Origin of the sequence: Brevundimonas sp. NPDC090276 (genome assembly GCF_044772165.1) — a bacterium.
In the GTDB taxonomy this organism is placed as follows: domain Bacteria; phylum Pseudomonadota; class Alphaproteobacteria; order Caulobacterales; family Caulobacteraceae; genus Brevundimonas.
In genome coordinates this window covers 1,117,052-1,142,887 of sequence record NZ_JBIVYK010000002.1, presented here as the reverse complement: position 1 = coordinate 1,142,887, position 25,836 = coordinate 1,117,052, and the positions used below count along the sequence as shown (strand labels likewise).

Below are 25,836 nucleotides of genomic sequence, written 5' to 3'. Positions count from 1 at the left end.
TGCCAACGCCACAGTGCATCGGAAGAAGGCGAAAAGCCCTGCGCAGCGGCGCAAAATTATTGGCGAAACAGCCGGGTGGCGGATGTCCAAGAAAGTCCTCATCGTCGAGGATAACGAGCTGAACATGAAGCTTTTTCATGATCTGCTCGATTCCCAGGGGTATGAGACCCTGCAGACCCGCGAAGGGCTGCAGGCGCTCGCCATTGCGCGCCAGCATCGCCCGGACCTGATCCTGATGGACATCCAGTTGCCGGAAATTTCGGGCCTGGAAGTAACCAAGTGGCTCAAGGACGACGAGGAGCTGAACCACATCCCCGTCATCGCCGTCACCGCCTTCGCCATGAAGGGCGATGAGGAACGCATCCGGCAGGGCGGCTGCGAGGCCTACATCTCCAAGCCGATCTCGGTGGTGTCCTTCCTCGAGACGATCCGCAAGCATCTGGGGTAGGGCGGCATGAGCGCGCGTATCCTGGTCGTGGATGATGTCGAGACCAATGTCCGACTGCTCGAAGCCAAGCTGACCATTGAATATTACGACGCCCTGACCTGCGGCGACGGGCTGGCGGCCATCGCTCTGGCCATCGCCGAGCAGCCCGACCTGATCCTGCTGGACGTCATGATGCCGGGCATGGATGGGTTCGAGACCTGTCGCCGCCTGAAGGACGAGCCGAAGACGCGGCATATTCCGGTGGTGCTGGTGACGGCGTTGGACGGGCGGCATGACCGTATCCGGGGCCTTGAGGCCGGGGCCGACGACTTCCTGACCAAGCCGCTGGACGACGTCATCCTGATGGCGCGGGTCAAGAGCCTGACCCGGCTGAAGATGGTCATGGACGAACTGCGCGAGCGCGAGGAGAGCGGGCGACGCGTCGGCGTCGACACCGCCGGCGTGGCGCGGCTGAAAGGCTCGGGCGGGCGCGTCCTGGTCGTGGATGACAATGCCCTGCAGGCGGCCAAGGTGGCGCAGGAATTGGCGGTCGAACATCGTCCGCTGGTTGAGGCGGATCCCGTGGCGGCGCTCGAGGCGGCGCGTGGGGCTGTTGATCTGATGATCGTCAATGTGACGTCTGAAGGCTTCGACGGGCTGCGCCTGATTGCTCAGGCCCGCTCCAAGGAGCCGACGCGGCGATTGCCTGTTCTGGCTCTGGTCGATTCGCAGGACAGGCCTCGTCTGCTTAAGGCGCTTGAGCTCGGCGCCAATGACATCCTGACGCGCCCAGTCGATCCTGAAGAGCTTTCGGCGCGGGTGCGGACACAGGTGCGGCGCAAGCGATACGGCGACTTCCTGCGCGAGAAGCTGGATCACAGTCTGGAGATGGCCGTCACCGACGCCCTGACCGGGCTGCACAACCGTCGCTACATGACGAATCAGCTTCAGCCTCTTGTGGCGCGCACCAATCGCGGCGGCGAGCCGGTGGCGGTGCTGGTGCTGGACATCGACCACTTCAAGGCTGTGAACGACGGCTTCGGCCACGACGCCGGCGACGAGGTGCTGCGCGAGTTTTCGGTGCGACTGGCCACCAATGTGCGGGCGGTTGATCTGCCGTGCCGATTCGGCGGCGAGGAGTTCGTGGTGGTCATGCCCGGCACGACGTTGGAAGACGCCCATCGTATCGCCGAACGCATCCGGCGCGACGTGGGCGCTGCGCCCTTCCGTGTCATGGACGGCCAGGCCCATCTGAACATCACCGTCTCGGTCGGGGTGGCCGCCACCACGGGAACGGAGGACACGCCCGAGGCCCTGCTGAAGCGGGCGGACGAGGGGGTCTATGAGGCCAAGGCGTCTGGGCGCAACAAGGTCGTCGCCCGCGCGGCCTGATTGCTCTTCCTGTTGATCGAACAAAGAAAAACGCCCGGCTGAAAAGCCGGGCGTTTCGAATTCTGCAGTCAAGCGAGCCCTGAGGCTCGGGCGGCTAAACCCTTACTTGATCTTGCCTTCCTTGAACTCGACGTGCTTGCGGACGACGGGGTCGTACTTCTTGACGACCATCTTTTCGGTCATCGTGCGCGCGTTCTTCTTCGTCACGTAGAAGAAGCCGGTGTCGGCGGTGGAGTTCAGGCGGATCTTGATGGAAGCCGGTTTGGCCATCGGAAGTACCTTTGCGACGGCGAAAGCCGCATGAAATGAGAGGCGCGGAACATACTCAGGCGTGAACCAAAGTCAACGCCCGCGATGTCACGTTGAGGAATGCCTTCTAGCGGCTAGGCTGCGGGAATGAAAGCCATGACCTCGATCGCCCTCGCGGCCGCCGCCCTGACCCTGTCGTCCTTGCCCGCCGCTGCGCACGCGGACACGCCGCAGGACGCCTTCTTCAAGAACCTGAGCGCCCTGTGCGGCCAGAGGTTCGAGGGCAAGGTCGTCACCACCGATTCCGCCGATTCGGATTTCGCCAGTCAGCGCCTGCTGATGCATGTGCGCGACTGCTCGGCGGAAGAAATCCGCATTCCCTTCTGGGTCGGCGCCGACCGGTCGCGCACCTGGGTGGTGACGCGCACCGCCACGGGTCTGCGCCTGAAGCACGATCACCGCCACGACGACGGCACGACCGACGTCCTGCACTGGTACGGCGGCGACACGGCGGGGGCCGGCACGGCTGAGCGCCAGGAATTCCCGGTCGATCAGGAATCCATCGACCTGTTCAACGCCAACAACGCCTCGGTCTCGACCACCAACACCTGGGCCATGGAAGTTCATCCGGGCCAGATGTTCGCCTATGAGCTGCGTCGCCCCAGCCGCCACTTCCGCGTTGAGTTCGACTTGAAGAAGCCGGTCGCCCAGTAGGGCGTCTGCGGGCCGTCAGTCCCTGTGTTCGACGACGTGACGGCCCCGCACCATGCGGACGAAGGGCAGGGGGCGGTCGGGGTGCGTCAGGCGCTCGGCCATCTCGCCGAGAACGAAGCGGGTGATGGCGGGCAGGTCGAGGGCTTGCGCCTCGTCCAGCGGCAGCCAGGCGATCTCGTCCAGTTCGCCTGAGCCCTCGATGCGGTCGGGATCGCGCAGGGCGTCGACCGGGGCCATGAAGAAGCGGGCGTCAAAGCGACGCGTGCGGCCGGGCGGCGTGATGGCGCGGGCCACATAGGACAGGATCGACAGGTCAGGCAGGGCACCCGCCTGACGATATTCGCGCCAAGGCCCGGCGACGGAGGCGGGCGGGGCGGGGCGGCCCAGGATCAGACCGGTCTCCTCGAAGGTCTCGCGCACGGCGGTCAGAGCCAGGGCGCGGGCGCGGCGGGCCGGCATTTCCGCCTCCAGCCGCCGTGCGACGTCGGACGACAGCTCACCGGTCGAGGCGGCGGTGAAGTCGGACCGGTCGATGCGGCCGCCGGGGAAGACCCACTTCGACGCCATGAAGACGTGGCCGGGGGCGCGGCGACCCATCAGCACCTCGGGCTTATCTGCGCCGCGCGTCAGGATCAGGGTGGCGGCGTCCTTGGGCTTCTGACCGCCGCCCGTGCGCGGAGCGTCGGCCAGGTCCTGGGCGGCGTCGAAGGGCTGAGGCTTCACCGCCGCTTGCCCTTGCGAACCCCCTTGAGCCCGCCGGAGGGCTTGGCGCCGTTGCGGGGCTTGGGACCGCCGGGGCGGCCTTTTCCACGTTTGGGCGGGGTGTCGCCGCCGCGCCCGCGAATGCCGTAGCGCGGGGCCGGGGCGTTGGGGTCGCGCGGGTCAGGCTCGGACACCATCTCCAGCACCAGACCGCCGGTGACGGGGGTGGCCTCCATCAGCTTGACCTCGACGCGACGGCCCAGGGTGAAGCGCTTGCCCGTGCGTTCGCCGACCAGGGCGTGGGCGCGGTCGTCGTGGGTGAAATACTCGCTGCCGAGCGTCGAGACCGGCACCAGGCCGTCGGCCCCCGTCTCGTCCAGCCGCACGAACAGGCCGAAGCGGGTCACGCCGGTGATGCGGCCGCTGAAGGTCGCGCCGACGTGGTCTTCGAGGAAGGCGGCAATGTAGCGGTCCATGGCGTCGCGCTCGGCGGCCATCGATCGGCGCTCGGTCGAGGTCACCTGCTCGGCGATGGCCGTCAGCTCGGCGATCTCGCGGTCCGTCAGGCCGTCCGAGCCCAGGTTCAGGCCGCGGATCAGGCCCCGGTGGACGATCAGGTCGGAGTAGCGCCGGATCGGCGAGGTGAAGTGGGCGTAGCGGTCCAGGTGCAGACCGAAGTGGCCGACGTTGTCCGGCGAATAGACGGCCTGCATCTGGGTGCGCAGGACCACCTCGTTGACCACCTCGGCGTGAGGCGTGTCGCGCATCTCGTCCAGCAGCTTGTTGAACCGCTTGGTGGTCGGCGCCTCGCCCTTGTTCCAGGGCTTGGCGATGGTGTGCAGGAAGTCGGCCAGGTTGAAGATCTTCTCCTGGCTGGGCGCTTCGTGGACGCGATAGATCAGCGGCGTGCGCGTCTTCTCCAGCGTCTCGGCGGCGCAGACGTTGGCCTGGATCATCATTTCTTCGATCAGGCGGTGGGCCTCCAGCGACTTGCGCGGCTCGATGGCCGCGATGCCGCCGTCGGGGGCCATGATGATGCGGCGCTCGGCGCTTTCGATGGCCAGGGGGCTGCGGCGCTCGCGGCCCTTCAGCATGGTCGAATAGGCGTTCCACAGCGGATAGAGGATGGCGTCCATGATCGGACCCGTCGCATCATCCTGCTGGCCGTCGATGGCCGACTGGGCCTGTTCGTAGGACAGCTTGGCGTGCGAGCGCATCAGGCCGCGCATGAACTTGTGCCCGGTCTTCCTGCCGTCCTTGTCGAAGATCATCCGCACGGCCATGCAGGCGCGGTTCTCGCCCTGTTTCAGGCTGCACAGGCCGTTGGACAGGACTTCCGGCAGCATCGGCTCGACGCGGTCGGGGAAGTAGGTCGAGTTGCCCTTGTCGCGGGCCTCGCGGTCCAGCGCCGAGTTGGGGCGGACATAGGCGGCGACGTCGGCGATGGCGACCCAGACGATCCAGCCGTCGGGATTTTTCGAGTCCGTGTCGCGCTCGGCATAGACGGCGTCGTCGTGGTCGCGTGCGTCGGCCGGGTCGATGGTGATGAAGGGCACCTCGCGCAGGTCCTCGCGCCCCTTCAACGTCGGCAGGGCCTGATCCTCGGCCTCGCGCTCCACCAGTTCCGAGAAGCCGGTCGGAAGGCCGTGGGCGTGGATGGCGATGATGGAGGCGGCGCGGGGATCATCCTCGCGGCCGATGGACTCCAGGATCTTGCCACGCTTGGGCCCGTAGCGGTGGTCGCCCTTTTCGATCGAGGCCAGGACCAGATCGCCGTCGCGCAGGTCGCCCGCCTGGGCCGAGGGGATCAGCAGGACATCCTTGGAACGCTTGTCGACCGGCTCGACGCGGGGTTCGCGCGCCGACTTGCGGATCACGCCCAGGACGCGGTTGGTTCCAGCGTCCAGCCGCTTGACCAGCCGGGCCTCCCAGCCCTCGGCGCCGCGCGCGAACTTGACCAGCAGACGGTCGCCCATGCCCGGCGCGGGGGTCTTGCCCTCCCGGTCCGGCAGCAGCAGGGCGCGCGGCGCATCCTCGCCGCCCTTGACCAGTTCGACGTAGAGTTCGCCGTCGGCGTCGCGATCCACCACGTCGGCCACGCCGACAGGGGGCAGGGCCCCGGCCTCGGAAAAGCCCTTGCGGCCGCGCTTGCCCAGGGCGCCTTCGGCCTCCAACGTCTTCAACATTTCGCGCAGTTGGCGGCGTTCGATGCCCTTCAATCCGAAGGCGCGGGCGATGTCGGCCTTCTCGGCCTCGCCGGCTTCGCGCAGGAAGGCGATCAGGGTGTCTTTGTCGGGCAGGCCCGCGGCGGGGCGTTTCGGCGTCTTGGTCATTGCGTCCTATGTAATGCGCTTCGGCCTAAATAGGTGAAAACTTGCGTGAGTTGACCGCGAGGACCTCGACGCCCAGCTTTCGGCTCTGAACACGCCTTTTTCGGAGCCTTCCGCATGTCGATGTCCGACGCCCCCGTCCTAATCCGTCCCGTGGGATCGCTGCTGGACCTGATCGGCAAGACGCCCATGGTCGAGGTGACGCGGATCGACACCGGCCCCTGCCGCCTGTTCCTGAAGCTGGAAAGCCAGAACCCCGGCGGTTCGATCAAGGACCGCATCGCCCTGTCGATGATCGAGGCGGCGGAAAACGCGGGCTGGCTGAAGCCGGGCGGCACCATTGTCGAGGCGACGGCGGGCAATACGGGTCTGGCCCTGACCCTGGTCGGCAAGCAGAAGGGCTACAAGGTCCTGCTGGTCATCCCCGACAAGATGTCCAAGGAGAAGATCCAGCACCTGCGCGCCATGGGCGCCGATGTGCGTCTGACCCGCTCGGATGTGCCGCACGGCCACCCCGAATACTACACCGACATGGCTGAGCGACTGGCCCAGCAGATTCCGGGCGGCTACTTCGTCAACCAGTTCGCCAACGACGCCAACACGGCCGCCCACTTCAAGACGACCGGCCCCGAAATCTACGAGCAGATGGACAGCCAGATCGACGCCTTCGTCGCCGGCATTGGCTCGGGCGGGACGATCACGGGCAATGCGCAGTACTTCAAGTCGCAGGGCTCGAACGCCAAGATCATCCTGGCCGACCCGGTCGGTTCGGCCCTGGCGGGCCTGGTCAACGAGGGCGTGGCCGGTCCGGACGGCAGCTATGCGGTCGAAGGCATCGGCCAGAACTTCATGCCCGAGACGGCCGATCCCGACCTGATCGACATGGCCTATTCGATCCCTGACAGCGAGGCGATCGCCACCGTGCGCGAGCTGCTGCTGAAGGAAGGCATCCTCGCCGGCTCGTCGTCGGGCACCCTGATCGCCACGGCCCTGCGCTGGTGCCGCGAACAGACCGAGCCAAAGCGCGTCGTGACCTTCGTCTGCGACACCGGGGCCAAGTACCTGTCCAAGGTCTATAACGACGCTTGGCTGGCCGATCAGGGCCTGACCCAGCGTGAGATGCACGGCGACCTGTCGGACCTGATCACGCGCAAATACGCCAACGGCGACGTGGTGGTGATCGGCCCCGATGACACCCTGGACACCGCCTTCAAACGGATGAAGGGCGACGGCGTGTCCCAACTGCCGGTCATTCAGGACGGTCGTCTGGTCGGCATCCTGGACGAGAGCGACATCGTCCACATCATGAACACCGACGAGATCACGCGGAAGGAACGCTTCGCCAAGCCGGTGTCCTCGGCCATGACGCGCGATCTGGACACCTTGCAGGTCAAGGAAAGCCTGGACGCTCTGATCCCGATCTTCGACCGCGACCGCGTGGCCATCGTTCTGGACGGCGAGACCTTCGTCGGCCTGATCGCCCGCACCGACCTGATCAACCACCTCAGCCTGAACCGGTAAGACCATGGCAGACCTGAAGAACAGCCAGGGTTTCTCGACCCGCGCCATCCATGCCGGCCAGAAGCCCGACCCGACCACGGGCGCGGTGATGACGCCCATCTACGCCACCTCGACCTATGCCCAGGAAAGCCCGGGCGTGAACAAGGGTTATGAGTATGCGCGCGGCAAGAACCCGACGCGCGAGGCCTTCGAGGCCTGCATCGCCGATCTGGAGGGCGGGGTTCAGGCCTTCGGCTTCGGCTCGGGCATGGCGGCGACCTCGACGGCGCTGGAGCTGCTGGACGCCGGTTCGCACATCGTCACCGGCGACGACCTCTACGGCGGCTCGTGGCGGCTGTTCGAGCGGGTGCGTCGTCGCTCGATGGGGCTGGACTTCAGCTATATCGACCTGACCGACCTGGCGGCGGTCGAGGCGGCCATCACCGACAAGACGCGGATGCTGTGGGTCGAGACGCCCACCAATCCCCTGATGAAGCTGGCCGACATCGAGGCCCTGTCCAAGATCGCCAAGGCGCACAAGCTGATCCTGGTGGTCGACAACACCTTCGCCACGCCGTGGAGCCAGCAGCCGTTGGCGCTCGGCGCCGACGTTGTCATGCATTCGGCGACCAAGTACCTGAACGGCCACTCCGACATCGTCGGCGGGGTTCTGGTGGCCAAGGACGCCGAGATGGCGGCCCAGCTGAAGTTCCTGCAGAACTCCATCGGCGGCGTCATGGGGCCGTTCGACGCCTTCCTGGCCAACCGCGGCCTGAAGACCCTGGGCCTGCGCATGAAGGCGCACAACGAGAACGCCATGGCCGTGGCGCGCTGGCTGGAAGACAGGGCCGAACAAAAGAATGGCGGCGTGGCCAAGGTCATCTATCCGGGCCTGATCAGCCATCCGCAGCACGAGCTGGCGGCGCGCCAGATGAACGGTCGTTTCGGCGGCATGGTCACGGTCCTGATCGACGGCGATCTGGAGCGCACCAAGCGGGTGCTGGAACGGGTGCAGGTCTTCACCCTGGCCGAGTCCCTGGGCGGCGTGGAGAGCCTGGTGAATCACCCGGCCATCATGACCCACGCATCCGTGCCCAAGGACGTCCGCGAGGCGGGCGGCGTCACCGACAACCTGATCCGCCTGTCGGTCGGGGTCGAGGACATCGACGACCTGATCGCCGATCTGGACCAGGCGCTGTCCTAAGCAAAGGGCCTGATCGGCCACGAAAAAGGGGCGCTCCGGCCAGCCGGAGCGCCCCTTCGATTTCTTCGTCCGGGCTAGAGCCCTGACGAGGAAGAAATCAGCCTTCGGTCTTCAGTTGACCGGCCGATTCCTTGCCCGAGCGACGGTCGCGCTCGATTTCGTACGAGACCTTTTGGTTCTCGTCGAGGCCACGCAGGCCGGCAGCTTCGACAGCCGAGATGTGCACGAACACGTCTTTGCCGCCGTCATCCGGTTGGATGAAGCCGTAGCCCTTGGTGGAGTTGAACCATTTCACAGTGCCGGTAGCCATTTTCAGGACCTCCGCTAGTCGTTGACCTCAGGGAAGAGCCCCTTTGGCCTGTCGGGTCTGAATGGATCGGCCTAGTCCTCGGTGCGCAGAGCAAAGGGGCAGCAGCGTTACGCAGAGAGATCGACGGCGTTAAAATGGACGGCAATCGCGCCCAAAGCAAGACCCCTTGGATTCAGGCGTCTTCTTCCTCCTCGACGGCCGCTGCGGCGTCGCCTGCGCCGCCGACGAAGTTCTCCTGACAGCGCTTGCGCAGGGCGGCGGTTATGGTGCCGCCGTAGAGGCTGTCCTGAATGCGATCATAGCCCTCGCTCTGGAGAGCCTGCTTGACGTCGCTGACCGTGCGACAGGCGCCGCTTTCAGCCAGTTGATAGGCCCGTTCAAGGGTCGTGGGGCGGAAAGTCATGGCCTTAACCTAGGGACTTTCCGCCGAATGACCACCTTTAAGCGGTCAGGAAATCAGAACGAGAAGTTGATCCCGGCCACCAGGGCGCCCTTGTACTGCTCGCCCGGAACGTCGGCGTCGGTGTCGTACCAGCGCAGTTCCAGCTCGGTTTTCGGCGTCAGGGCGTAGGAGCCGCCGACATTCCAGCCAGTGTAGTCGATGCTGTTGTCCTGATCGCGGCGACCCACCTCGGCCGAGACGTTCAGCTTGTCGGTGAAGTCCCAGCCCCCGCGCAGGGCGACCCAGGTCCAGGCCTTGGTCGAACCGGTGCCGTCGGGCGAGTGCTGCAGGCGCAGGCGGGCGCTGGCGGGGCCGATCGAGCGCTTCATGTCGGCGGTGAATTCCCAGGCGTCGTTGTCATAGCCCGGGTCGGCGTCGAAGCGGTTCTTGTGGGCGACGTTCAGGTCGAAGTCGAAGCCGGCGAACTCGGGACGGACGCCCGCCACCAGTTCGGACTCCAGCTTGGAGCCGCCGCCGTCGATGGTCTCCAGACCGCCCGAACCGTAGAAAAGGCCGCTGGCGCTTTCCCATTCCGCAGCCCCATAGACGAAGGGGTTTCCGTCGGACTTGGACGCGTCCTTGGAGCGGTTGTCGGTCGCGGCGCCGGCGGAGAAGGACCACTTGCCCGCATCCTGGGCGTGGGCCCCGGTGGCCAGCAGGACCAGGGGGGCGGCGGCGAGAAGGGCGGCGTTTGTCAGGGTGCGGAGCATGAAGAGCCTCGTGAAGCGACGAGGCCGCTCCTAGAGACGCTTCTTGTCGAATTTATCACAGGCCTGTGAAAACTCGTCCGCCAACCGCGCGATAAGCTGAGCCGTAGTGGGGCTGTCGTGGATTGAACCCGAACCTTGGCCGGCGGACCAGATGGTCTTCCACGCCTTGGCTTCCTCGCCCATGTCCAGCTTGTGCGCGGGCAGGGAGGCGGGGTCGATCTTGTTCTCGACCAGGGACGGGGTCAGGAAGTTGGCCGGGATGCCCGAGACGGCGGGCGTATAGGTGATGTCGGCCGAGCCGGACTGGACGATCAGGTCCTTGTAATGGGGCTGGGCCTCGCTCTCGGCCGTGGCGATGAAGCGGGTGCCCATATAGGCGAAGTCGGCGCCCATCATCAGGGCCGCGGCCACGTCCTGACCCGTCGAGATGCAGCCCGCCAGGATGATGGTCCCGTCATAGAAGCTACGGACCTCGTTGATCAGGGCGAAGGGATTGACCACGCCGGCATGGCCGCCCGCGCCGTTGGCGACCAGGATCAGGCCGTCGACCCCGGCCTCGGCGGCTTTGCGCGCATGGCGGACATTGGCGATGTCGTGGAAGACCACGCCGCCGTAGCCGTGGACCGCGTCCACCACGTCGCGCACCGCGCCGAGCGAGGTGATGATCAGCGGCACCTTTTCCTCGACCGAGACCATCATGTCGGCCATCAGGCGCGGATTGGTCGGGTGGACGATGTGGTTGACGCCAAAGGCGGCGGCGTCGGGCTTCAGCCGCGACTTGATCTCCTGAACCCAGTCCCGATAGCCCTCGGTCGTGCGCTGGTTCAGCGAGGGGAAGGTGCCGATCACGCCCGCATTGCAGGCCTCGACCACCAGATCCGGGCCGGACACCAGGAACATGGGCGAGGCGATGACCGGCAGCTTGAGGCCGGACTGCAGGGAAGCGGGAATGGCCACGGATCGTTTCCTGGGATGGTTTTAGCGGGTTGTTTTAAGGGACGCTAACCGGGTGTCGCGGGGGAAGGCAATGACGGATCAACCTCTGCCCAGTGGAGAGAAGGGCAGAGAAGTCGCGCAGAAAAACAGAGTCTAATTCGTCTGAATCGTCTGAAATCCCCTTAAGGCCCATCAGCCTGCGGCCCGCATCCTACCATGGCGGGGAGGGGCGCCAGGTCGATTGTGGAAAGGCCGTCGCGGCGGCAGGATTTTCTTTGGCGGGCCAAAGGCCTAAATGGCGGGCATGACGCACTATACCGACAGCCTGTCCCAGCTCGGCGCCCAGACCGCCGCCCCGACCAATCCCGAAGAGGCGGTGCTGGAACGCGTGCCCAATCCGCACGCCGACACGCTTTATGTCGCGCGCTTCACCGCGCCCGAGTTCACCAGCCTGTGCCCGGTGACGGGCCAGCCTGATTTCGCCCACATCGTCATCGACTATGTGCCCGGCGACTGGCTGGTGGAGAGCAAGAGCCTGAAGCTGTACCTGACCAGCTTCCGCAACCACGGCGCCTTCCACGAGGACTGCACCGTCGCCATCGGCAAGCGCCTGGCCGACCTGCTGCAACCGAAATGGCTGCGCATCGGCGGCTACTGGTATCCGCGTGGGGGCATCCCCATCGACGTCTTCTGGCAGACCGGCGCACCGATCGAAGGCGTCTGGCTGCCCGATCAGGGCGTCGCGACCTATCGCGGGCGGGGCTGACTACAGCTTCTCCCTGAAGAAACGGACCACTTCGCGGTTCAGGGTTTCGTGGAAGGCCGCACGGTTGAAGCCGGGCGTGGGTTTGCAGATCATCGGAGCCGCTGCGGCCAGTTCGGGCGCGCAGGGCGGCAGGAAGTCGAAGTGGGCGGCGCCCTCGACGCGCCGGTATTCCGGCGCGACGGGCAGGGCGTCGCGGACCGGCTCGACATAGAAGGGCGCGGGCAGGATCTGGTCGGCGCCGGCCTGCCATAGCTGGACCGGCTGGGTGACGTCGCTCAGGCCGTCCTTCGTGAAGGTGAAGCCCAGGGCGGGGGCGGCGACGGCCAGGGCCTTGATGCGGGCGTCGTGCGGCAGGCGCGGGGCGGCGGCGCCGTCCTTCATCGTCCCGGCGTGCTGGCCGATCAGGCGGCAGTCATAGAAACCGGGGTTGGCGCGGCAGTGGTCGGCCAGTCGGCCGAGGTCGGGATCGCCGCCCGCCGCCGCCAGAACCGTGAACCCTCCGACGGAAAAGCCGAAGGCGCCGATACGGTCCGCGTCGATCCCGTCTCGAGCACTCCAGTCCCGGGTCATGTAGTCGATCACCGCCGACAACTGGCGCGTGCGACCGACAAGGTCGGTGGCGCGGCTCTGGTCGCGCCAATTGTCGCCGGTATGGGTCAGGGCGACGACGACGAAGCCCGCCTTGGCCAGGGCCGTGGCCGTGTCGTGGTGGCTGCGGAAATCGCCGCCGTTGCCGTGAGAGATGACGATCAGGGGGCGCGGTTTTGCCGCTTCATCAGTCGGTACCCAGAAGCCCGCCTCGATGGCCGGCTGATCGCCGTCGGGAATGGCCAGGCGCGCCATGATCACGCCGTCGCGGATCATGGGATCGACGGCTTGCGGCGGGACGACCGGGGCGGGCGCAGCGGTCGCAGCGCAGGCGCCCAGCAGGACGGAGGCGACGGCGATCAGGGCGGCGGTGTTCATTTCGTAGGGGCCTTTTGGTGGGAAGTGATGAGGCTGTGTGAGGCCCAGGAACGCCGCCGCGCCAGTGGATATGGGCGAATGGGCGAACGGGTTCGCGGTCCGGCGAACGGCTGTCATCGGCGGCGGCGCTTGCTAGTCTGCGGTCATGGAATCGTGGGGACTGAAGGACAGGCGATGGCGGGCGGCGTTCGTGGGATTCGCCGTTTCGACCGCCGTGGGGCTGGCGCTGGGGATCATCGGGCCGTTCGGCAGCTATCTGAGCGGGACCTTGCCGGTGCGGACGGCCTATTGGGTGGTCTGTCTGTGGGCGGGGTGGCTGGCCTTTGGCGTCAGCCTGCCGATCCTGGCGCGCTGGGCCGAGGCGCGGAAGATTTCGGTCTGGGTCTGGACGCCGCCCGCGGTGGCGGTTCTGACCCTGCTGCCCGTCGTGCTTAGCCGATCGTTGGCCGTGCGGCTGTGGCCGGTGGTGGGGCAGGTCGGCTGGCTGGAATGGTACGGACAGGGACTGGTCATCAGCGCCCTGGCCACGGCGGGCATGATGTGGGCGACGCGACCGCGCGAGGCGATGACGGACAAGCCCGAGGCCGAATCCGCTGATCCGCGCGACCGCCTGCCGGCCCGGCTGGGGCGGACGGTGCTGTGCCTGCAGATGGAGGATCACTATGTGCGGGTGCATACGCCGCAGGGGTCGGCCCTGGTGCTGATGTCCCTGTCCCAGGCCATGGCGGGCCTGAAGGACGTGGACGGGGCGCAAACCCATCGCTCGTGGTGGGTGGCGCGCGCGGGCGTGATCGGGGTGGTCGAGGATGGACGCAACACGCGGCTGCGCCTGGCCGGAGGGCTGGAAGCGCCGGTGTCGCGCGCCCGGGTCGGCGTCCTGCGTGAAGAAGGATGGCTGACGACATGACCCCATCCCCCCGTCTCCCGCTCGAAGCCTGGGGCCGTCGTCTGATGGCTCGCGCCGAGGCGTGGGCGGATCGGGGGCGGTGGCGGGGGTATGCCTATGAGTTCCTGTGGTTCGGGCTGAAGCAGGGGTGGGCCTGTCTGTTCGGCGGGGCCATGCTGATGCTGCTGGTGGGGACGCATCTTCTGTGGCCGGTCTTCTGGCCGGAAGGCGGGGCTCCGCTGTCGCGCTATGACTTTCTGGTGGTCGGGGCGTTGGCCATTCAGGGGCTGATGCTGGCCTTCCGGCTGGAGAGCTGGGAGGAGGCGCGGGTCATCTTCCTGTTCCACATCGCCGGTACGATCATGGAGCTGTTCAAGACGCATCACGGATCGTGGATCTATCCCGAGGACTCGCTGTTGCGGATCGGGGCCGTGCCGCTGTTCTCGGGCTTCATGTATGCGGCGGTGGGCAGCTATATCGCGCGGGTGCAGCGCATCTTCCATATCCGGGTGCGGAACTATCCGCCGCTGTGGACGACCTGGGTTCTGGCGGCGGCCATCTATGTCAACTTCTTCGCCCATCACTGGCTGCCGGACGTGCGGATCGCGCTGTTTGTCGCGACGGCGCTGCTGTTCGGGCGGGGCTGGTTCTGGTTCACCACGGACCGGCGGCGGCGGGGGATGCCGCTGCTGCTGGGCTATGGGCTGGTGGCGCTGTTCATCTGGTTCGCCGAGAACCTGGGGACGTTCGCGCGGGCCTGGGTCTATCCGGGGCAGACGGACGGCTGGGAGATGGTCAGCCTGAACAAGCTGGGGGCATGGTTCCTGCTGATGATCATTTCGGTGGTGCTGGTGTCGCTGGTGCACCGGCCGGAGGAGGAGGGGCGCTAGGCGCGCCGCTCGACCTTGTGCGCCATGTTGGGGCGGGGGCGTTCCAGCGGGGCTTCGGTCAGGGTTCCGAGGTGGATGAAGCCGGCGATGGTCTCGCCTTCCTTGACGCCGAACAGGGCGACGGCGGCAGGGTCGTAGGCGTACCAGTCGGTGATCCAGCTGGCGGAATAGCCGAGAGCGTCGGCGGCGTGTTCAAGATTCATGCAGACGGCGCCGGCGGACAGCTGTTGCTCCCAGACCGGGACCTTGTGGCCCTGAATAGGGGTCGAGACGACCATGATGGTCAGGGGCGGGTTGGCCAGCTTGGCCAGTACGGCCAGGTCCTTGTCGACGCGGTTCTGGCTTTCGGCCAGGACAGCGAGGGCTTCGGACAGGTCGGTGCGGCTCTGCGGGCCTAGCACCACAAAGCGCCAGGGGAAGAGCTTGCCGTGGTCGGGGGTGCGGGCGCCGAGGTGCAGGATCTGCTCGATCTCGGCCTCGGACGGACCGGGGGCGGCCAGCAGTTGGGCCGAGGCCGAGCGGCGGTTCGCCAGACGGGTCAGGATTTCGTCCGAACGGACGGGCAGGGGCAGGGCGGCGTTGAGATCGGTCATGCCGTCTAGCTAGGATTTCGTTGAGCCCGGCGCCATAGCGGAAGCATGCACAATATCGCCGACATCAAGCCCCGTTGGGCCGAAGACCTGCCCGAGACGCCGAAATGGCAGAGTCATGGCGACAGCGTCCTGATCGACACGCCGTGGATGACCGTGACGCGGCATCCGGCGACGGCGCCGACCGGGGCCGACGCCGACTATGTGGCCATGCGGCCCAAGAATGTGGGGACGGGGGTCCTGCCGTTACATGAGGATGGAACGGTGACCCTGGTCGGGCAGCACCGTTTCACCCTGATGCGCTATTCCTGGGAAATGCCGGAAGGCGGGGCGCCGATGGACGAGGACCCGTTCGACGCCGTGCGTCGCGAACTGGCCGAGGAGGCCGGACTGGCGGCGGAGTACTGGCGCGCGGCGCTGGACATGGACCTGTCCAACTCGATCACCGACGAACGGGCGATGACCTGGGTGGCCTGGGGGCTGAGCGCGGTTCCGGTCGCCCCGGACCCGACCGAGGTGATCGTGTCGATACGCGTGCCGTTCCGCGACCTGCTGGTCGAGATCGAGCGCGGGGCGGTGCGCGACAGCTTGACGGTGGCGACGGCCTACAAGGCCTACCATATGGCGCGCGAAGGCGAACTGCCCGCCGCGCTGGCGCAGGCCATGCTGGGGGCGTAGGATCGCCGCCAGAGAACGGAGGGCCGATGGCCAAGCTGGAAATCGTGCCGCAACAGCCGGACCTGTGGACGCAGTTGCGCGCCGCAGCCGAGGACGCCGCGCGCGAGGAACCGCGTCTGGCTTCGCAGATGAATGCGGTGGTGCTGGCGCATGACGATCTGGCTGGGGCCCTGAGTTTCCAGATCGCGCGCAAGCTGGGCGATGCGGAGTTGGGGGCCATGACGCTGCGCGAGGTGGCCCTGTCGGCCTTCGCCGCTGATCCCGGCATCGTTGCGGCGGCCGAAGTCGACCTGAAGGCGGTGCAGGATCGCGACCCGGCGATCCGGTCGCTGTTGCAGCCTTTCATGTATTTCAAGGGCTTCCAGGCGCTGCAGGCGTGGCGCGTGGCCCACTGGCTGTGGGGCCAGGACCGCGACACCCTGGCCTTCCATTTCCAGAGCCGGATTTCGGAACTGTTCCAGATGGACATCCATCCGGCGGCGCGGATCGGCTCGGGCGTCTTCATCGACCACGGCACCGGCATCGTCATCGGCGAGACGGCGGTGGTCGGCGACGAGGTGTCGATGCTGCACGCCGTGACCCTGGGCGGGACCGGGGCCGAGCGCGGCGACCGCCACCCCAAGATCGGGCGCGGCGTCCTGCTGGGGGCCGGGGCCAAGGTGCTGGGCAATATTGTGGTCGGCGACTACGCCAAGGTGGCCTCTGGTTCGGTGGTGCTGAAGCCAGTGCCGGCGGGCTGCACCGTGGCCGGGGTGCCGGCGAAGGTGGTAGCCTGTCCCACCGACGCGGCGCCCGCGCGGACGATGGACCATACCCTGGCCGACATCGCCTATGATTACGTGATCTGAGGCTGCCGCCTGTGGACGCCCGATACGCGGGCTTCCCATCAGGGGGCGGCTTCTCTAGGTTCCGCCGTCAACGACACCAACGAGGCTACCCCCGTGAAAGAATCTGATCTGAAGCGCGTCGAGACGCACCTGAAGCGCACCTTCAACCACGGCGGCATCAAGGTGAAGGCCCGCAAGGTCGCCGACTCCGCCGAAGTCTATGTCGATGACGAGTTCATCGGCGTGGTGTTCGAGGACGAAGACGAGGCCGGCTCGTTCATGTTCGAGATGGCGATCCTGGCCGAAGACCTGCCGCAGGACTAAGGCCGCGCCACCAGGGATTTCTCTGGAAGCACGCATGAAAAAGGCCGGAGGGGCGAACCCTCCGGCCTTTTGTCGTTTCAGGCGATCACCAGCCGAACAGGCGAGCGAAGAAGCCCTTTTTCTTTTCGGGCTGGGGCGCAGCAGCGGCGGGCGCCGGTTGCGGAGCCGGAGCTGGAGCCGGAGCGGGCTTGGGCGCTTCGACCGGCTTGGGCGCCGGGGCAGGAGCGGCGGCGGCCGGAGCGGGCGTCGGAGCCGGGGCGGGAGCAGCCGGAGCGGCGGCCACGGGAGCGACGGCGGGCTTGGGCGCCTCGACCGGCTTGGCGGCGGCGGCCTTCGGCGCAACTGCCTTCTTCGGCGCTGCGGGCTTGGCGGCGGCCTTTGGAGCGGCCTTGGGAGCAGCAGCCTTGGTCGTCGGTTTGGCTGCGGCCTTTACAGCCGGAGCCTTGGCGGCGGGTTTCGCTACAGCCTTCGGAGCGGCCGTCTTGGCGGCAGCGGGTTTGGCGGCGGCCGCCTTGGGCGCGGCGGTTTTCGGCGCGGCCTTCGGTTTTGCAGCGGCCTTGGGCGCCGCAGCGCTCGACTTTGCCGCCGGTTTCGGCTTGGAAGCGGCAGGCGCCGCTTTCGGCGTAGAAGATTTCGACTCAGACGGTGCTTTAGCCATGGATACCCCGACCCCTAGATGGACACGGGCATTCCGTACGCCCGCACGCGTTGCGATTCGTCATAATAACGGTGTTTGAGAAATGTCCGAGTCCGCAGTTCAGGTGATCGCACGCGGCGATCGCGCCCCGGCCGAAGCCGCCGCTGAAGCGATCGACGCCAATCCCCTGCTGGAAAACGCGACCTATTCCATTCTCGAAGAGGATGAGGACAAGGGAATCTGGCGCATCGACGCCTTCCCGACGACCGACGAGGAAGCCGAGGGCATCGCCGAGATCCTGCGCGCGACGCCGGGTCTGGAGGTCATCGTCGAGAAGCTGGCTGACGCCGACTGGCTGGCCATGAGCCTGTCGGGCCTGCCCCCGGTCGAGGCCGGGCGCTTCTTCGTCTATGGCGCGCACGACCAGGGCAAGATCCCCGAGGGGCGGGTCAATCTGAAGATCGACGCGGGCGCCGCCTTCGGCACCGGCCATCACGGCACGACGGTCGGCTGCCTGGAAGCCTTCGACAATCTGCTGGCGACCGAGAGCTTCGAGAAGGTGCTGGACGTCGGCTGCGGCACGGGCGTGCTGGCGATCGCGGCGGCCAAGACGGGCTCGCCCATCGCTGTCGGCACCGACATCGACGAGCCCTCTGCCCGCATCGCCAATGAGAACGCCCAGATCAACGACGCCAAATGCGAGTTCTATTTCGCCGACGGCCTGAGCGATGCGCGCATCGCCCAGCACGCGCCCTATGATCTTGTCTTCGCCAATATTCTGGCCGCGCCGCTGGTGTTTTTGGCGCCCGAGATCGCGGCTGCGCTGAAAACGGGCGGCGTCGCTATCCTGTCGGGCTTGCTGCGCACGCAGGAGGAGCGTGTGCTGGAAGCCTACCTGCCGCTGGGCTTCGTGGTCGAGCAGACCATCCATCATGATGCCTGGACCGCCCTGCAGTTGCGGAAGCGCTGACGCTCATCGACGTACGCTTGACGTCAGGCGCCAGGCGCGACAGGACGTGCGTTGTTAACAGCGGGCGTTGTTGCGGGGCCGTATGGTGATGGGTGAAACGAGCGAGCGGCGGCAGGGCATTCAGTCTGTGGGCATCGGCCTCCGCGTACTGGAGGTTCTGGCCTCGCTGAACGGGGCGGCGGCCTTGGGGGCCATCGCCCAGGCGTCGGATCTGTCAGCGTCGCAGGCCCACCGCTATCTGGCCAGTCTGATCGCGGCGGGCATGGCCCGTCAGGATGCGGCGACGGGGCGGTATGAGCTGGGGCCGGGCGCGCTGCGTCTGGGTCTGGCGGCCCTGTCGCGTATGGACAGTTTCCGCGAGGCGGCGATCGCCCTGACCGACTATGTCGCCGAGACCGGGCGCACGGTGCAGATGGGCGCCCTGGGGCCGACCGGGCCGATCGTGGTGCGCTGGATCATGGGCACGCCGGCCATCTCGACCTCGTTGATGGTCGGCTCGCCCCTGCCGCTGCTCAGTTCGGCGACGGGGCATGTGTTTCTGGCCTTCCGGCCAGAGGCGGCGACGTGTCAGATGGTCGAACGCGAAACCCAGCCGCAGTTCCAGCCGGTTGATGTCGAGGGTCTGCGCGCGCGGGTGCGGCGCGACGGCTATTCGGCCATCCGGGGTGATCTGATCCCCGGCCTGCGGGCCACCGCCGTGCCGATCTTCGACCTGCAGGGGGAGGCGGTCTTCACCGCCACGGTTCTGGCCACAGACGTGTTCAAGCCGGAATACGACGATCAGGCGCGCGAACGCCTGATCGAGGTGTGCGACGAGATCACCCGGTCGACGGGCGGGGTGCGCCCGGCCTGATGGATCAGGCGGCGACGGCCTTGCGCAGGTCGGTCGCCGGATCGCTGGCCGTTTCCGCGATCAGGACCTTGCCCATCAGGCGGCGCGCGGTAGCGAAGTCGCGCGGCTGATCCAGACAGACGGCGCCGACCAAGGCTCCGTCGCGCAGGTAAAGACGCACCGCATCGCCGCGTGACACGACCGCGTCGCCCGACGCCGGATCGCCGAGAATCTGCAGGTTGTGCCCGCACTGGGCGGTCCAGAACCAGGGAGTCGGCTCGACCTCGGGGGGCTGGCCCAAGATGGCGAGGGCGGCGGCGCGGGCCGAGGTCTGGGCGTGGGCCCAGGTCTCCATGCGGGCGGCGGCGCCGTCTCGCGTCCGGGCGGCCAGATCACCGACGACAAAGACGCGGTCGTCGGCGGGCGAACGGTAGTCGTCGCCGACCAGAACCCCGCCCGCGACCGGCAGGCCCGCCGCCTCGGCCATCTCGGTCGAGGGGATGATGCCGATGCCGACGACCACCAGGTCGGCTTCAATGGTCGAGTCGTCGTCCAGCCGCGCCAGAACCGAGCCGTCGGCGGCGTCTTCCAGTGATTGCAGCGACCGACCCAGCTTCACCTCGACGCCGATGCGGGCGTGGGCGGCGGCCAGCCATTCGGCGGCCTCGGCGGGAACGTTGCGGCCCAGCAGGCGCTCGCCCGCCTCGATCACCGTGGCGCTCAGGCCCAGACCGCGCAGGGTCGAAGCGGCTTCCAATCCGATCACCCCGCCGCCGATCACCAGGGCGCGGGCGCCTGGCGTCGCCGCCGCCGCGATGGCGCGGGCGTCGTCGGCCGTGCGCAGATAGCGGACGGCGGCATGGTCGGGCAGGGGCAGGCGACGCACGCGACCGCCCATGGCCAGGACCAGCGTGTCGAAGGCTTCGATCGTGCCGTCGGCCAGCCGAATCTCACCCTTGTCGCGGTCAATGGCGACCGCTTCGGCGCCCAGTTTCAGGGTCACATCCAGCTCGGCCCAGCGTTCCGCTGGCGCCAGCCAGACCGGATCGGCCTCGGCGCCCGACAGATAATCCTTGGACAGGCTTGGACGTTCGTAGGGGGGGTGCGGTTCGTCCCCGACGACTAGAATCGATCCCGAAAAACTTAGCTCACGCAAGGCGATAGCGGTCGCGCCGCCTGCGTGACCGGCCCCCAGGATGACGATGCGTTCAGCCATTTGTGATCTCCGCTATTCGTTGCACTAGATGCAACGCATTTGACATAGATCAAAAACCACGACACCAATGCGGTCAACGGCGACATGAGATCGCTGCTTCGAATTCTTTGTCCGGGAGCTTTCAGTGAACATCCCCGTACGCCCGCCGGAGGGCGCCAACAGCCGCGCATGGCCGGCCGACGTCGACGCCGCCGTGCCCTACTGGGTCTATACGGACCCCGCGATCTACGCCGAGGAACTGCAGAAGATCTGGTACGGGCCGCACTGGCTCTATGTCGGTCTGGAGTGCGAACTGACCGAGGTCGGCGACTGGAAAACGACCACCCTGGGCGAGAAGCCCTGCGTCATGGTCCGCTCGGGCGAGGACGAGATCTCGGTCGTCGAGAACCGTTGCGCCCACAAGGGCGTCAAGTTCTGCCAGACCCGCACCGGCCACTCCAAGGAACTGATCTGCCCCTATCACCAGTGGTCCTATGCGCTGAACGGTGACCTTCAGGGGGTGCCCTTCCGCCGCGGCGTCAAGCGTCAGGGCGGCATGCCGTCGGACTTCGATCCCAAGGACCACAGCCTGAACAAGCTGCGCGTCGAGGTGGTCAATGGGGTGGTCTGGGCCACCTTCTCGGACGAGACGCCGCCCTTCCGCGAATACCTCGGCGAGAAGTTCTGGAAGCACTACACCCGCGTCTATGACGGTCGGAAGCTGGAGGTGCTGGGCTACAACCGTCAGCACATCCCGGCCAACTGGAAGCAGATGCAGGAAAACATCAAGGACCCCTATCACGCGGGTCTGCTGCACGTTTTCTTCGCCACCTTCGGCCTGTTCCGCGCCGACCAGAAGTCCGCCGTCGATATCGACGACGAGGGCCGCCACGGCATCCTGATCTCGCGCAAGGGCGAGCAGGAAAAGACCGAGGCCATGGCCGACATCCGCAACTTCCAGGGCGATCTGGTGCTGGAAGACCCCCGCGTCATGGACGTGGTGCAGGAGTTCCCCGGCGAAGAGACCGTCGGGATGATCACCATCTTCCCCAGCGTGATCCTGCAACAGCAGGTCAACAGCCTGACCACGCGCCAGATCGTGCCCAAGGGGCCGGGCGGGTTCGACTTCCACTGGACCCACTGGTGCTACGCCGACGACACGCCGGAGATGCGCCTGCGCCGCACGCGTCAGGCCAACCTGTTCGGCCCGGCGGGCTTCGTCTCGGCCGACGACGGCGAGGTCCTGGAAATGACCCAGCAGGGCGCCGCCGGTTCGCCGGACGAGCATTTCATCCTGCAGATGGGCGGCCGCGAGATCGCGCCGACCGATCATCAGGTCACGGAAACCGCCGTGCGCGGGATGTACCGCTACTGGCGCAAGGTGATGGGCCTGTGAGCGCGACCATGACTATTGCTCGCGACGAGATCCGCGACCTGTACGACGCCTATTACGGCGTTCTGGACGACGTCGATCTGCACGCCTGGCCCGACTTCTTCACCGAGGACTGCCTCTATCGGGTGATCCCGCGTGAGAACTACGAGGCCGGCTACACCCTGTGCACCATGCAGGCCGAGAGCCGGGGCATGCTGAAGGATCGGGTGACTGGCCTGACGCGCACCCAGATGTATGCGCCGCGTTATTACCGTCGTTTCCCGACCGCGCCGCGCGTCGTGGCTCAGGACGGGGAGGGCGTGCGCGTCCGTCACAACCTGCTGGTGGTGCAGACCCTGGTGGACAAGCAGTCGGACATCATCCTGTCCGCCGTCTGCCATGACCGCATCGTCCGCGACGGCGACCGGCTGCGCTTTGTCGAGCGCGTCGTCGTCTTCGATTCCGAAATGATCCCCAACAGTCTGGTGTACCCCGCATGACCGAAGCCGCGACCCTGTCGTGGGTGGCGACTTTGCCGCCCTCGGCCCTCGATGAACATGGCGTGGCCAAGGCCAGCGCCAATGGCCTGAGCGTCGCCCTCTATGTCGTGGACGGCGAGTATTTCGCCACCGCCGACCTGTGCACCCACGGCGCGGCCAGCCTGTCGGACGGCTTTCTGGACGGCGAGTTGATCGAGTGTCCGCTGCATCAGGGCACCTTCAACGTGAAGACCGGCGCGCCCGTAGACGCGCCGTGCTCGGTCGCCGTGCGCAGCTTCCCGGTCAAGCTTCAGGACGGCCTGCTGCACGTCGGCATGGAGGGCTGAGATGCACGAAACCCTGTCCAACGACCAGCAGTCCCAGCTGAACGCCCTCTATGAGCAGATGGAGCCGGAAGGCCTCTATCCGCTGTGGGAGAAGCTGTCGGCCCTGGTCCTGCCCCAGCCGGATTCTCCGGCCAAGGTCCACAAGTGGTCCTATGACAACGCCCGCGAATACTTGATGCGGGCGGGCGACCTGATCAGCGCCAAACAGGCCGAGCGCCGGGTGCTGATCCTGGAGAACCCCGGCCTGCCGGGCCATTCGGGCATCACGCCCAGCCTCTATGCCGGTCTGCAACTGATCCTGCCGGGTGAGATCGCCCCGGCCCACCGCCACGCCCAGTGCGCCCTGCGTTTCGTCATGGAGGGCGGCGGCGCCTATACCTCGGTGGATGGCGAGAAGGCGGTGATGCAGCCCTTCGATCTGGTGCTGACGCCGGGCGGCCAGTGGCACGACCACGGCAATCCGACCGAGACGCCGATGATCTGGCTGGACGGTCTGGACATCCCCACCGTTCGTCACTTCGACGCCAGCTTCGCCGAGGGCTACGCCGAGGACCAGTTCCCGGAACAGGCCCCGGCTGGCGACAGCCTGAACCGCTATGGCCGCAATATGCGTCCGCTGAAGGGGCACACGGCGGATCGTCGTCCGGCGCATCAGCCGCTGTTCCACTATCCCTATGCTGAATGGCGTCCGGCGCTGGACGCCATGGCGGAAGGCGGCGCCGAGATCGACCCGCATCTGGGCCACGCGCTGGAGTTCATGAACCCGATCAACGGCGGGCCGATCATGGCCACCATCTCGGCGCATGTCCGCCTGCTGCCGGAAGGCTTTGAAACCCAGCCGCGCCGCTCGACCGACGGCACCATCTTCGTGGTGGTCGAAGGGACGGGCGAGGCGGTGATCGAGGGCGAAACCATCGCTTTGAAGCCGCGCGACATCGTCGTCGTGCCGTCGTGGAAATCGGTCGCCTTCAAGGCGGCCAGCCGACTGGTCCTGTTCGGATACTCCGACAAGGCCTGTCAGGAAAAACTGAACCTCTACAAGGAAGAGAACGCATGAGCCTGCTGTTCCAACCGCAAGCGCCCGTGCTTGCCCCGACCAACACCGGGGACGAATTCCCGGTCCGCCGCATCTTCTGCGTCGGCCGCAACTACGCCGCCCACGCCCGCGAAATGGGCCGCGACCCGGACCGCGAGCCGCCCTTCTTCTTCACCGCCTGGGCCGAGACGGTCGTGCTGGACGGGACGACCATCGCCTATCCGTCCAAGACCGAGAACTTCCACTATGAGGCCGAACTGGTCGTCGCCATCGGCAAGGGCGGTCGCAACATCGCCGTCGAAGACGCGCTGGACCATGTCTGGGGCTACGCCACCGGCCTGGACATGACGCGCCGCGACCTGCAACTGGAAGCCCGCGCTCAGGGCCGTCCGTGGGACACCGGCAAGAACGTCGAGCAGTCGTCGCCGCTGGGCCTGATCCACAAGGCGGGCGAGGGCTTTGATCCCGAACACGGCAAGATCGAGCTGACCGTCAACGGCGAGGTCAAGCAGACGGCGGATCTGGCCGACCTGATCTGGCCGGTGGCGGACATCGTCGCCTACCTGTCCGGTCTGTGGGAAATCCAGCCCGGCGACCTGATCTACACCGGCACCCCCGCCGGCGTCGGCGCTGTGGTTCCTGGCGACGCCATGACCGTGACCATCGACGGCCTGACCCCGCTCAACATCAAGGTCGGCCCGCCCGCCGCCTGATCCCTTTTCACACGCATCATCAACACACGGAGAGGCGCGCGACAGACGCGCCCTCCGCAGGAGGACGACACATATGGCAGCCATGGGTGAGGGGGGCGGCAACGCCGTCATCGACCGGGCCAAATTCGGCCCGCTACAGTTCGGCGTCACGGCGCTGTGCTTCATCATCGCCATGCTCGACGGCTTCGACACCCAGTCGATCGCCTTCGTCGCGCCCAAGATCGCCGAGGACTGGGGCCTGGCCCCGTCGGCGTTCGGCCCGATCTTCGCCATCGGCCTTCTGGGCCTGACGGTCGGCGCCTTCACCCTGAGCCCGGCGGCGGACAAGTTCGGCCGCAAGACGGTCATCCTGATCTCGACCTTCATCTTCGGCCTGTTCGCCCTGCTGACGGCCTTCGCCGGCTCGATGAACGAACTGCTGATCTATCGCTTCATCACCGGCGTGGGTCTGGGCGCCGCCATGCCCAACATCATCGCCCTGACCAGCGAGTACGGCCCGGCCCGCCTGCGCGCGACCCTGGTGACGGTCATGTTCTGCGGCTTCCCGCTGGGCTCGACCATCGGCGGCCTGATCTCGACCTGGCTGATCGCGACCTGGGACTGGCATTCGGTCTTCGTCGTCGGCGGGGTTCTGCCGCTGCTGCTGTTGCCGGTGCTCTATTTCATGCTGCCGGAATCGGTGCGCTTCCTGGTCGCCAAGGGCGCGCCGGAGCACAAGATCGCCCCCATCGTGAAGAAGATCGACGCTGACGCCTCGGTCAGCGAGTTCATCGCCGGCCTGAAACACGAGCAATCGTCGGCCGCCAAGGGCTTCTCCGTCTTCCAGTTGTTCCGCGAAGGCCGCACGCCGGTGACCCTGCTTTTGTGGGTCGCCTTCTTCATGAACCTGCTGGTCATGTACTTCCTGGTGAACTGGCTGCCGACCCTGCTGAAGGGCGCGGGTCTGCCGCTCAGCATGGCCATCCTGTCCACCGCCACCCTGAACCTCGGCGGCGTCGTCGGCGCCATTGTCCTGGGCCGGATGATCGACAAGATCAGCCCCTATGTCGTCCTGGGTTCGGCCTATGCCGCCTCGGCCGCCTTCATCGCCCTGCTGGCCTTCGGCGGCACGAACCTGACGGTCCTTCTGCTCGGCGCGGCCCTGTCCGGCTTCGGCGTCGTCGGCGCCCAGATCGGCTGCAACGCCCTGACGGCCGCCGTCTATCCGACCGCTATCCGCGCCACCGGCGTGGGCTGGGCTCTGGGCGTGGGCCGCATCGGCGCCATCGTCGGACCGCTGGTCGGCGGCGTGCTGCTGGCCGCCGGCTGGACGCCGCAGTCGCTGATCCTGCTGGCCGTCATCCCCGCCGTGATCGCCTCGATCGCGGTCTTCACCCTCGGCGGCGTGCGCCGTCGCGCCGGAGTCTGACCCC

The 25,836-nt window shown here is 66.9% G+C and carries 30 protein-coding genes; 19 read left to right on the top strand and 11 right to left on the bottom strand.

Annotated elements, in window-relative coordinates:
- Nucleotides 1–82: 82 nt before the first annotated feature.
- Nucleotides 83–448 (top strand): response regulator, encoded by a 366-nt coding sequence (locus ACIQTU_RS11390; RefSeq protein WP_184273318.1) that lies wholly within the window; start codon nt 83–85, stop codon nt 446–448.
- Between the two features lie 6 nt (nt 449–454).
- Nucleotides 455–1,819: a PleD family two-component system response regulator gene (locus ACIQTU_RS11385; RefSeq protein ID WP_400546822.1), complete on the top strand. Its 1,365-nt coding sequence runs from the start codon at nt 455–457 to the stop codon at nt 1,817–1,819.
- Nucleotides 1,820–1,921: 102 nt separating this feature from the next.
- Here the strand turns inward: ACIQTU_RS11385 and rpmG are convergent, their stop codons facing one another.
- The gene (gene rpmG, locus ACIQTU_RS11380) at nt 1,922–2,089 is read right to left on the bottom strand and encodes a 50S ribosomal protein L33 (RefSeq protein ID WP_003164451.1); all 168 of its coding nucleotides are present in this window, start codon (nt 2,087–2,089) and stop codon (nt 1,922–1,924) included.
- A 135-nt stretch (nt 2,090–2,224) separates the two neighbouring features.
- Between rpmG and ACIQTU_RS11375 the strand changes: the two genes are divergently transcribed.
- Nucleotides 2,225–2,782, top strand: a complete 558-nt coding sequence (locus tag ACIQTU_RS11375; protein ID WP_400546815.1) for a hypothetical protein — start codon at nt 2,225–2,227, stop codon at nt 2,780–2,782.
- 15 nt (nt 2,783–2,797) lie between these two features.
- Here the strand turns inward: ACIQTU_RS11375 and ACIQTU_RS11370 are convergent, their stop codons facing one another.
- Together ACIQTU_RS11370 and rnr are read right to left on the bottom strand one after the other, a co-directional pair.
- On the bottom strand, nt 2,798–3,505 hold the full coding sequence (locus ACIQTU_RS11370) for an NUDIX hydrolase (protein ID WP_400546812.1): 708 nt from the start codon (nt 3,503–3,505) through the stop codon (nt 2,798–2,800).
- Complete coding sequence (gene rnr / locus ACIQTU_RS11365; RefSeq protein ID WP_400546809.1) at nt 3,502–5,817, bottom strand: ribonuclease R; 2,316 nt, start codon at nt 5,815–5,817, stop codon at nt 3,502–3,504. The genes ACIQTU_RS11370 and rnr overlap by 4 nt, the downstream gene beginning before the upstream one ends.
- A 114-nt stretch (nt 5,818–5,931) precedes the next feature.
- On the opposite strand from rnr, the gene ACIQTU_RS11360 reads away from it, so the two are divergent.
- Together ACIQTU_RS11360 and ACIQTU_RS11355 are read left to right on the top strand one after the other, a co-directional pair.
- Nucleotides 5,932–7,335: a pyridoxal-phosphate dependent enzyme gene (locus tag ACIQTU_RS11360; protein ID WP_400546806.1), complete on the top strand. Its 1,404-nt coding sequence runs from the start codon at nt 5,932–5,934 to the stop codon at nt 7,333–7,335.
- A 4-nt stretch (nt 7,336–7,339) separates the two neighbouring features.
- Nucleotides 7,340–8,518, top strand: a complete 1,179-nt coding sequence (locus ACIQTU_RS11355; RefSeq protein ID WP_400546803.1) for a cystathionine gamma-synthase — start codon at nt 7,340–7,342, stop codon at nt 8,516–8,518.
- A 97-nt stretch (nt 8,519–8,615) separates the two neighbouring features.
- Here the strand turns inward: ACIQTU_RS11355 and ACIQTU_RS11350 are convergent, their stop codons facing one another.
- From ACIQTU_RS11350 to ACIQTU_RS11335, 4 genes are all read right to left on the bottom strand, one after another.
- Entirely contained in the window at nt 8,616–8,828 is a 213-nt protein-coding gene (locus ACIQTU_RS11350) for a cold-shock protein (RefSeq protein ID WP_003167329.1), read from the bottom strand.
- A 172-nt stretch (nt 8,829–9,000) separates the two neighbouring features.
- Nucleotides 9,001–9,231, bottom strand: a complete 231-nt coding sequence (locus tag ACIQTU_RS11345) for a hypothetical protein (protein WP_400546798.1) — start codon at nt 9,229–9,231, stop codon at nt 9,001–9,003.
- A gap of 53 nt (nt 9,232–9,284) precedes the next feature.
- A complete protein-coding gene (locus tag ACIQTU_RS11340; RefSeq protein WP_400546795.1) occupies nt 9,285–9,980 on the bottom strand; it encodes a TorF family putative porin in 696 nt (231 codons plus the stop codon).
- 30 nt (nt 9,981–10,010) lie between these two features.
- Entirely contained in the window at nt 10,011–10,937 is a 927-nt protein-coding gene (locus ACIQTU_RS11335) for an NAD(P)H-dependent flavin oxidoreductase (RefSeq protein WP_400546792.1), read from the bottom strand.
- 283 nt (nt 10,938–11,220) lie between these two features.
- On the opposite strand from ACIQTU_RS11335, the gene queF reads away from it, so the two are divergent.
- Nucleotides 11,221–11,682 (top strand): preQ(1) synthase, encoded by a 462-nt coding sequence (gene queF / locus ACIQTU_RS11330; RefSeq protein WP_207826552.1) that lies wholly within the window; start codon nt 11,221–11,223, stop codon nt 11,680–11,682.
- Here queF and ACIQTU_RS11325 read toward each other — a convergent pair whose 3' ends face one another.
- Nucleotides 11,683–12,648 carry an alpha/beta hydrolase family protein gene (locus ACIQTU_RS11325; RefSeq protein WP_400546789.1) on the bottom strand — a complete coding sequence of 322 codons (966 nt, stop codon included), beginning with the start codon at nt 12,646–12,648 and terminating at the stop codon, nt 11,683–11,685. It lies immediately after the preceding gene.
- A gap of 190 nt (nt 12,649–12,838) precedes the next feature.
- Between ACIQTU_RS11325 and ACIQTU_RS11320 the strand changes: the two genes are divergently transcribed.
- Nucleotides 12,839–13,555: a LytTR family DNA-binding domain-containing protein gene (locus ACIQTU_RS11320; protein WP_400546786.1), complete on the top strand. Its 717-nt coding sequence runs from the start codon at nt 12,839–12,841 to the stop codon at nt 13,553–13,555.
- Nucleotides 13,552–14,424, top strand: coding sequence for a DUF817 domain-containing protein (locus ACIQTU_RS11315; protein ID WP_400546783.1), 873 nt, complete (start codon nt 13,552–13,554; stop codon nt 14,422–14,424). The genes ACIQTU_RS11320 and ACIQTU_RS11315 overlap by 4 nt, the downstream gene beginning before the upstream one ends.
- On the opposite strand, the gene ACIQTU_RS11310 is transcribed toward ACIQTU_RS11315, so the two are convergent.
- Nucleotides 14,421–15,017 (bottom strand): nitroreductase, encoded by a 597-nt coding sequence (locus tag ACIQTU_RS11310; protein ID WP_400546780.1) that lies wholly within the window; start codon nt 15,015–15,017, stop codon nt 14,421–14,423. The genes ACIQTU_RS11315 and ACIQTU_RS11310 overlap by 4 nt on opposite strands.
- A 45-nt stretch (nt 15,018–15,062) precedes the next feature.
- On the opposite strand from ACIQTU_RS11310, the gene ACIQTU_RS11305 reads away from it, so the two are divergent.
- The 3 genes from ACIQTU_RS11305 to ACIQTU_RS11295 all read left to right on the top strand — a co-directional run bounded on the left by ACIQTU_RS11305 (nt 15,063) and on the right by ACIQTU_RS11295 (nt 16,843).
- Nucleotides 15,063–15,692, top strand: coding sequence for an NUDIX domain-containing protein (locus ACIQTU_RS11305; protein WP_400546777.1), 630 nt, complete (start codon nt 15,063–15,065; stop codon nt 15,690–15,692).
- Between the two features lie 26 nt (nt 15,693–15,718).
- Nucleotides 15,719–16,540 (top strand): serine O-acetyltransferase, encoded by an 822-nt coding sequence (cysE, locus tag ACIQTU_RS11300; RefSeq protein ID WP_400546774.1) that lies wholly within the window; start codon nt 15,719–15,721, stop codon nt 16,538–16,540.
- Between the two features lie 93 nt (nt 16,541–16,633).
- Nucleotides 16,634–16,843: a DUF3126 family protein gene (locus ACIQTU_RS11295; protein ID WP_105564438.1), complete on the top strand. Its 210-nt coding sequence runs from the start codon at nt 16,634–16,636 to the stop codon at nt 16,841–16,843.
- An 85-nt stretch (nt 16,844–16,928) separates the two neighbouring features.
- Here the strand turns inward: ACIQTU_RS11295 and ACIQTU_RS11290 are convergent, their stop codons facing one another.
- Nucleotides 16,929–17,501, bottom strand: a complete 573-nt coding sequence (locus ACIQTU_RS11290) for a hypothetical protein (protein WP_400546768.1) — start codon at nt 17,499–17,501, stop codon at nt 16,929–16,931.
- Between the two features lie 82 nt (nt 17,502–17,583).
- On the opposite strand from ACIQTU_RS11290, the gene ACIQTU_RS11285 reads away from it, so the two are divergent.
- Together ACIQTU_RS11285 and ACIQTU_RS11280 are read left to right on the top strand one after the other, a co-directional pair.
- Nucleotides 17,584–18,450 (top strand): 50S ribosomal protein L11 methyltransferase, encoded by an 867-nt coding sequence (locus tag ACIQTU_RS11285; RefSeq protein WP_400546765.1) that lies wholly within the window; start codon nt 17,584–17,586, stop codon nt 18,448–18,450.
- 127 nt (nt 18,451–18,577) lie between these two features.
- The gene (locus tag ACIQTU_RS11280) at nt 18,578–19,303 is read left to right on the top strand and encodes an IclR family transcriptional regulator (protein WP_400546762.1); all 726 of its coding nucleotides are present in this window, start codon (nt 18,578–18,580) and stop codon (nt 19,301–19,303) included.
- A 4-nt stretch (nt 19,304–19,307) separates the two neighbouring features.
- Here ACIQTU_RS11280 and ACIQTU_RS11275 read toward each other — a convergent pair whose 3' ends face one another.
- A complete protein-coding gene (locus tag ACIQTU_RS11275) occupies nt 19,308–20,498 on the bottom strand; it encodes an NAD(P)/FAD-dependent oxidoreductase (protein ID WP_400546759.1) in 1,191 nt (396 codons plus the stop codon).
- A 124-nt stretch (nt 20,499–20,622) separates the two neighbouring features.
- Here ACIQTU_RS11275 and ACIQTU_RS11270 point away from each other — a divergent pair, with 124 nt between their 5' ends.
- From ACIQTU_RS11270 to ACIQTU_RS11245, 6 genes are all read left to right on the top strand, one after another.
- Nucleotides 20,623–21,873, top strand: coding sequence for an aromatic ring-hydroxylating dioxygenase subunit alpha (locus ACIQTU_RS11270; protein ID WP_400546756.1), 1,251 nt, complete (start codon nt 20,623–20,625; stop codon nt 21,871–21,873).
- Nucleotides 21,874–21,881: 8 nt separating this feature from the next.
- Nucleotides 21,882–22,349 (top strand): aromatic-ring-hydroxylating dioxygenase subunit beta, encoded by a 468-nt coding sequence (locus ACIQTU_RS11265; protein WP_400546753.1) that lies wholly within the window; start codon nt 21,882–21,884, stop codon nt 22,347–22,349.
- Complete coding sequence (locus ACIQTU_RS11260) at nt 22,346–22,675, top strand: non-heme iron oxygenase ferredoxin subunit (RefSeq protein ID WP_400546745.1); 330 nt, start codon at nt 22,346–22,348, stop codon at nt 22,673–22,675. Before ACIQTU_RS11265 ends, ACIQTU_RS11260 begins: the two co-directional genes overlap by 4 nt.
- Before the next feature lies 1 nt (nt 22,676).
- Nucleotides 22,677–23,732, top strand: coding sequence for a gentisate 1,2-dioxygenase (gene gtdA / locus ACIQTU_RS11255; RefSeq protein WP_400546742.1), 1,056 nt, complete (start codon nt 22,677–22,679; stop codon nt 23,730–23,732).
- Nucleotides 23,729–24,424: a fumarylacetoacetate hydrolase family protein gene (locus tag ACIQTU_RS11250; protein ID WP_400546739.1), complete on the top strand. Its 696-nt coding sequence runs from the start codon at nt 23,729–23,731 to the stop codon at nt 24,422–24,424. The genes gtdA and ACIQTU_RS11250 overlap by 4 nt, the downstream gene beginning before the upstream one ends.
- Before the next feature lie 73 nt (nt 24,425–24,497).
- Complete coding sequence (locus ACIQTU_RS11245; RefSeq protein ID WP_400546736.1) at nt 24,498–25,832, top strand: MFS transporter; 1,335 nt, start codon at nt 24,498–24,500, stop codon at nt 25,830–25,832.
- Nucleotides 25,833–25,836 lie beyond the last annotated feature (4 nt).

Coding starts and splice junctions, on each gene's coding strand:
- ACIQTU_RS11390 (WP_184273318.1), top strand. CDS start 83: ATGTCCAAGAAAGTCCTCATCGTCGAGGATAACGAGCTGAACATGAAG.
- ACIQTU_RS11385 (WP_400546822.1), top strand. CDS start 455: ATGAGCGCGCGTATCCTGGTCGTGGATGATGTCGAGACCAATGTCCGA.
- rpmG (WP_003164451.1), bottom strand. CDS start 2,089: ATGGCCAAACCGGCTTCCATCAAGATCCGCCTGAACTCCACCGCCGAC.
- ACIQTU_RS11375 (WP_400546815.1), top strand. CDS start 2,225: ATGACCTCGATCGCCCTCGCGGCCGCCGCCCTGACCCTGTCGTCCTTG.
- rnr (WP_400546809.1), bottom strand. CDS start 5,817: ATGACCAAGACGCCGAAACGCCCCGCCGCGGGCCTGCCCGACAAAGAC.
- ACIQTU_RS11360 (WP_400546806.1), top strand. CDS start 5,932: ATGTCGATGTCCGACGCCCCCGTCCTAATCCGTCCCGTGGGATCGCTG.
- ACIQTU_RS11355 (WP_400546803.1), top strand. CDS start 7,340: ATGGCAGACCTGAAGAACAGCCAGGGTTTCTCGACCCGCGCCATCCAT.
- ACIQTU_RS11350 (WP_003167329.1), bottom strand. CDS start 8,828: ATGGCTACCGGCACTGTGAAATGGTTCAACTCCACCAAGGGCTACGGC.
- ACIQTU_RS11345 (WP_400546798.1), bottom strand. CDS start 9,231: ATGACTTTCCGCCCCACGACCCTTGAACGGGCCTATCAACTGGCTGAA.
- ACIQTU_RS11340 (WP_400546795.1), bottom strand. CDS start 9,980: ATGCTCCGCACCCTGACAAACGCCGCCCTTCTCGCCGCCGCCCCCCTG.
- queF (WP_207826552.1), top strand. CDS start 11,221: ATGACGCACTATACCGACAGCCTGTCCCAGCTCGGCGCCCAGACCGCC.
- ACIQTU_RS11325 (WP_400546789.1), bottom strand. CDS start 12,648: ATGAACACCGCCGCCCTGATCGCCGTCGCCTCCGTCCTGCTGGGCGCC.
- ACIQTU_RS11315 (WP_400546783.1), top strand. CDS start 13,552: ATGACCCCATCCCCCCGTCTCCCGCTCGAAGCCTGGGGCCGTCGTCTG.
- ACIQTU_RS11310 (WP_400546780.1), bottom strand. CDS start 15,017: ATGACCGATCTCAACGCCGCCCTGCCCCTGCCCGTCCGTTCGGACGAA.
- ACIQTU_RS11305 (WP_400546777.1), top strand. CDS start 15,063: ATGCACAATATCGCCGACATCAAGCCCCGTTGGGCCGAAGACCTGCCC.
- cysE (WP_400546774.1), top strand. CDS start 15,719: ATGGCCAAGCTGGAAATCGTGCCGCAACAGCCGGACCTGTGGACGCAG.
- ACIQTU_RS11290 (WP_400546768.1), bottom strand. CDS start 17,501: ATGGCTAAAGCACCGTCTGAGTCGAAATCTTCTACGCCGAAAGCGGCG.
- ACIQTU_RS11285 (WP_400546765.1), top strand. CDS start 17,584: ATGTCCGAGTCCGCAGTTCAGGTGATCGCACGCGGCGATCGCGCCCCG.
- ACIQTU_RS11275 (WP_400546759.1), bottom strand. CDS start 20,498: ATGGCTGAACGCATCGTCATCCTGGGGGCCGGTCACGCAGGCGGCGCG.
- ACIQTU_RS11265 (WP_400546753.1), top strand. CDS start 21,882: ATGACTATTGCTCGCGACGAGATCCGCGACCTGTACGACGCCTATTAC.
- ACIQTU_RS11260 (WP_400546745.1), top strand. CDS start 22,346: ATGACCGAAGCCGCGACCCTGTCGTGGGTGGCGACTTTGCCGCCCTCG.
- gtdA (WP_400546742.1), top strand. CDS start 22,677: ATGCACGAAACCCTGTCCAACGACCAGCAGTCCCAGCTGAACGCCCTC.
- ACIQTU_RS11250 (WP_400546739.1), top strand. CDS start 23,729: ATGAGCCTGCTGTTCCAACCGCAAGCGCCCGTGCTTGCCCCGACCAAC.
- ACIQTU_RS11245 (WP_400546736.1), top strand. CDS start 24,498: ATGGCAGCCATGGGTGAGGGGGGCGGCAACGCCGTCATCGACCGGGCC.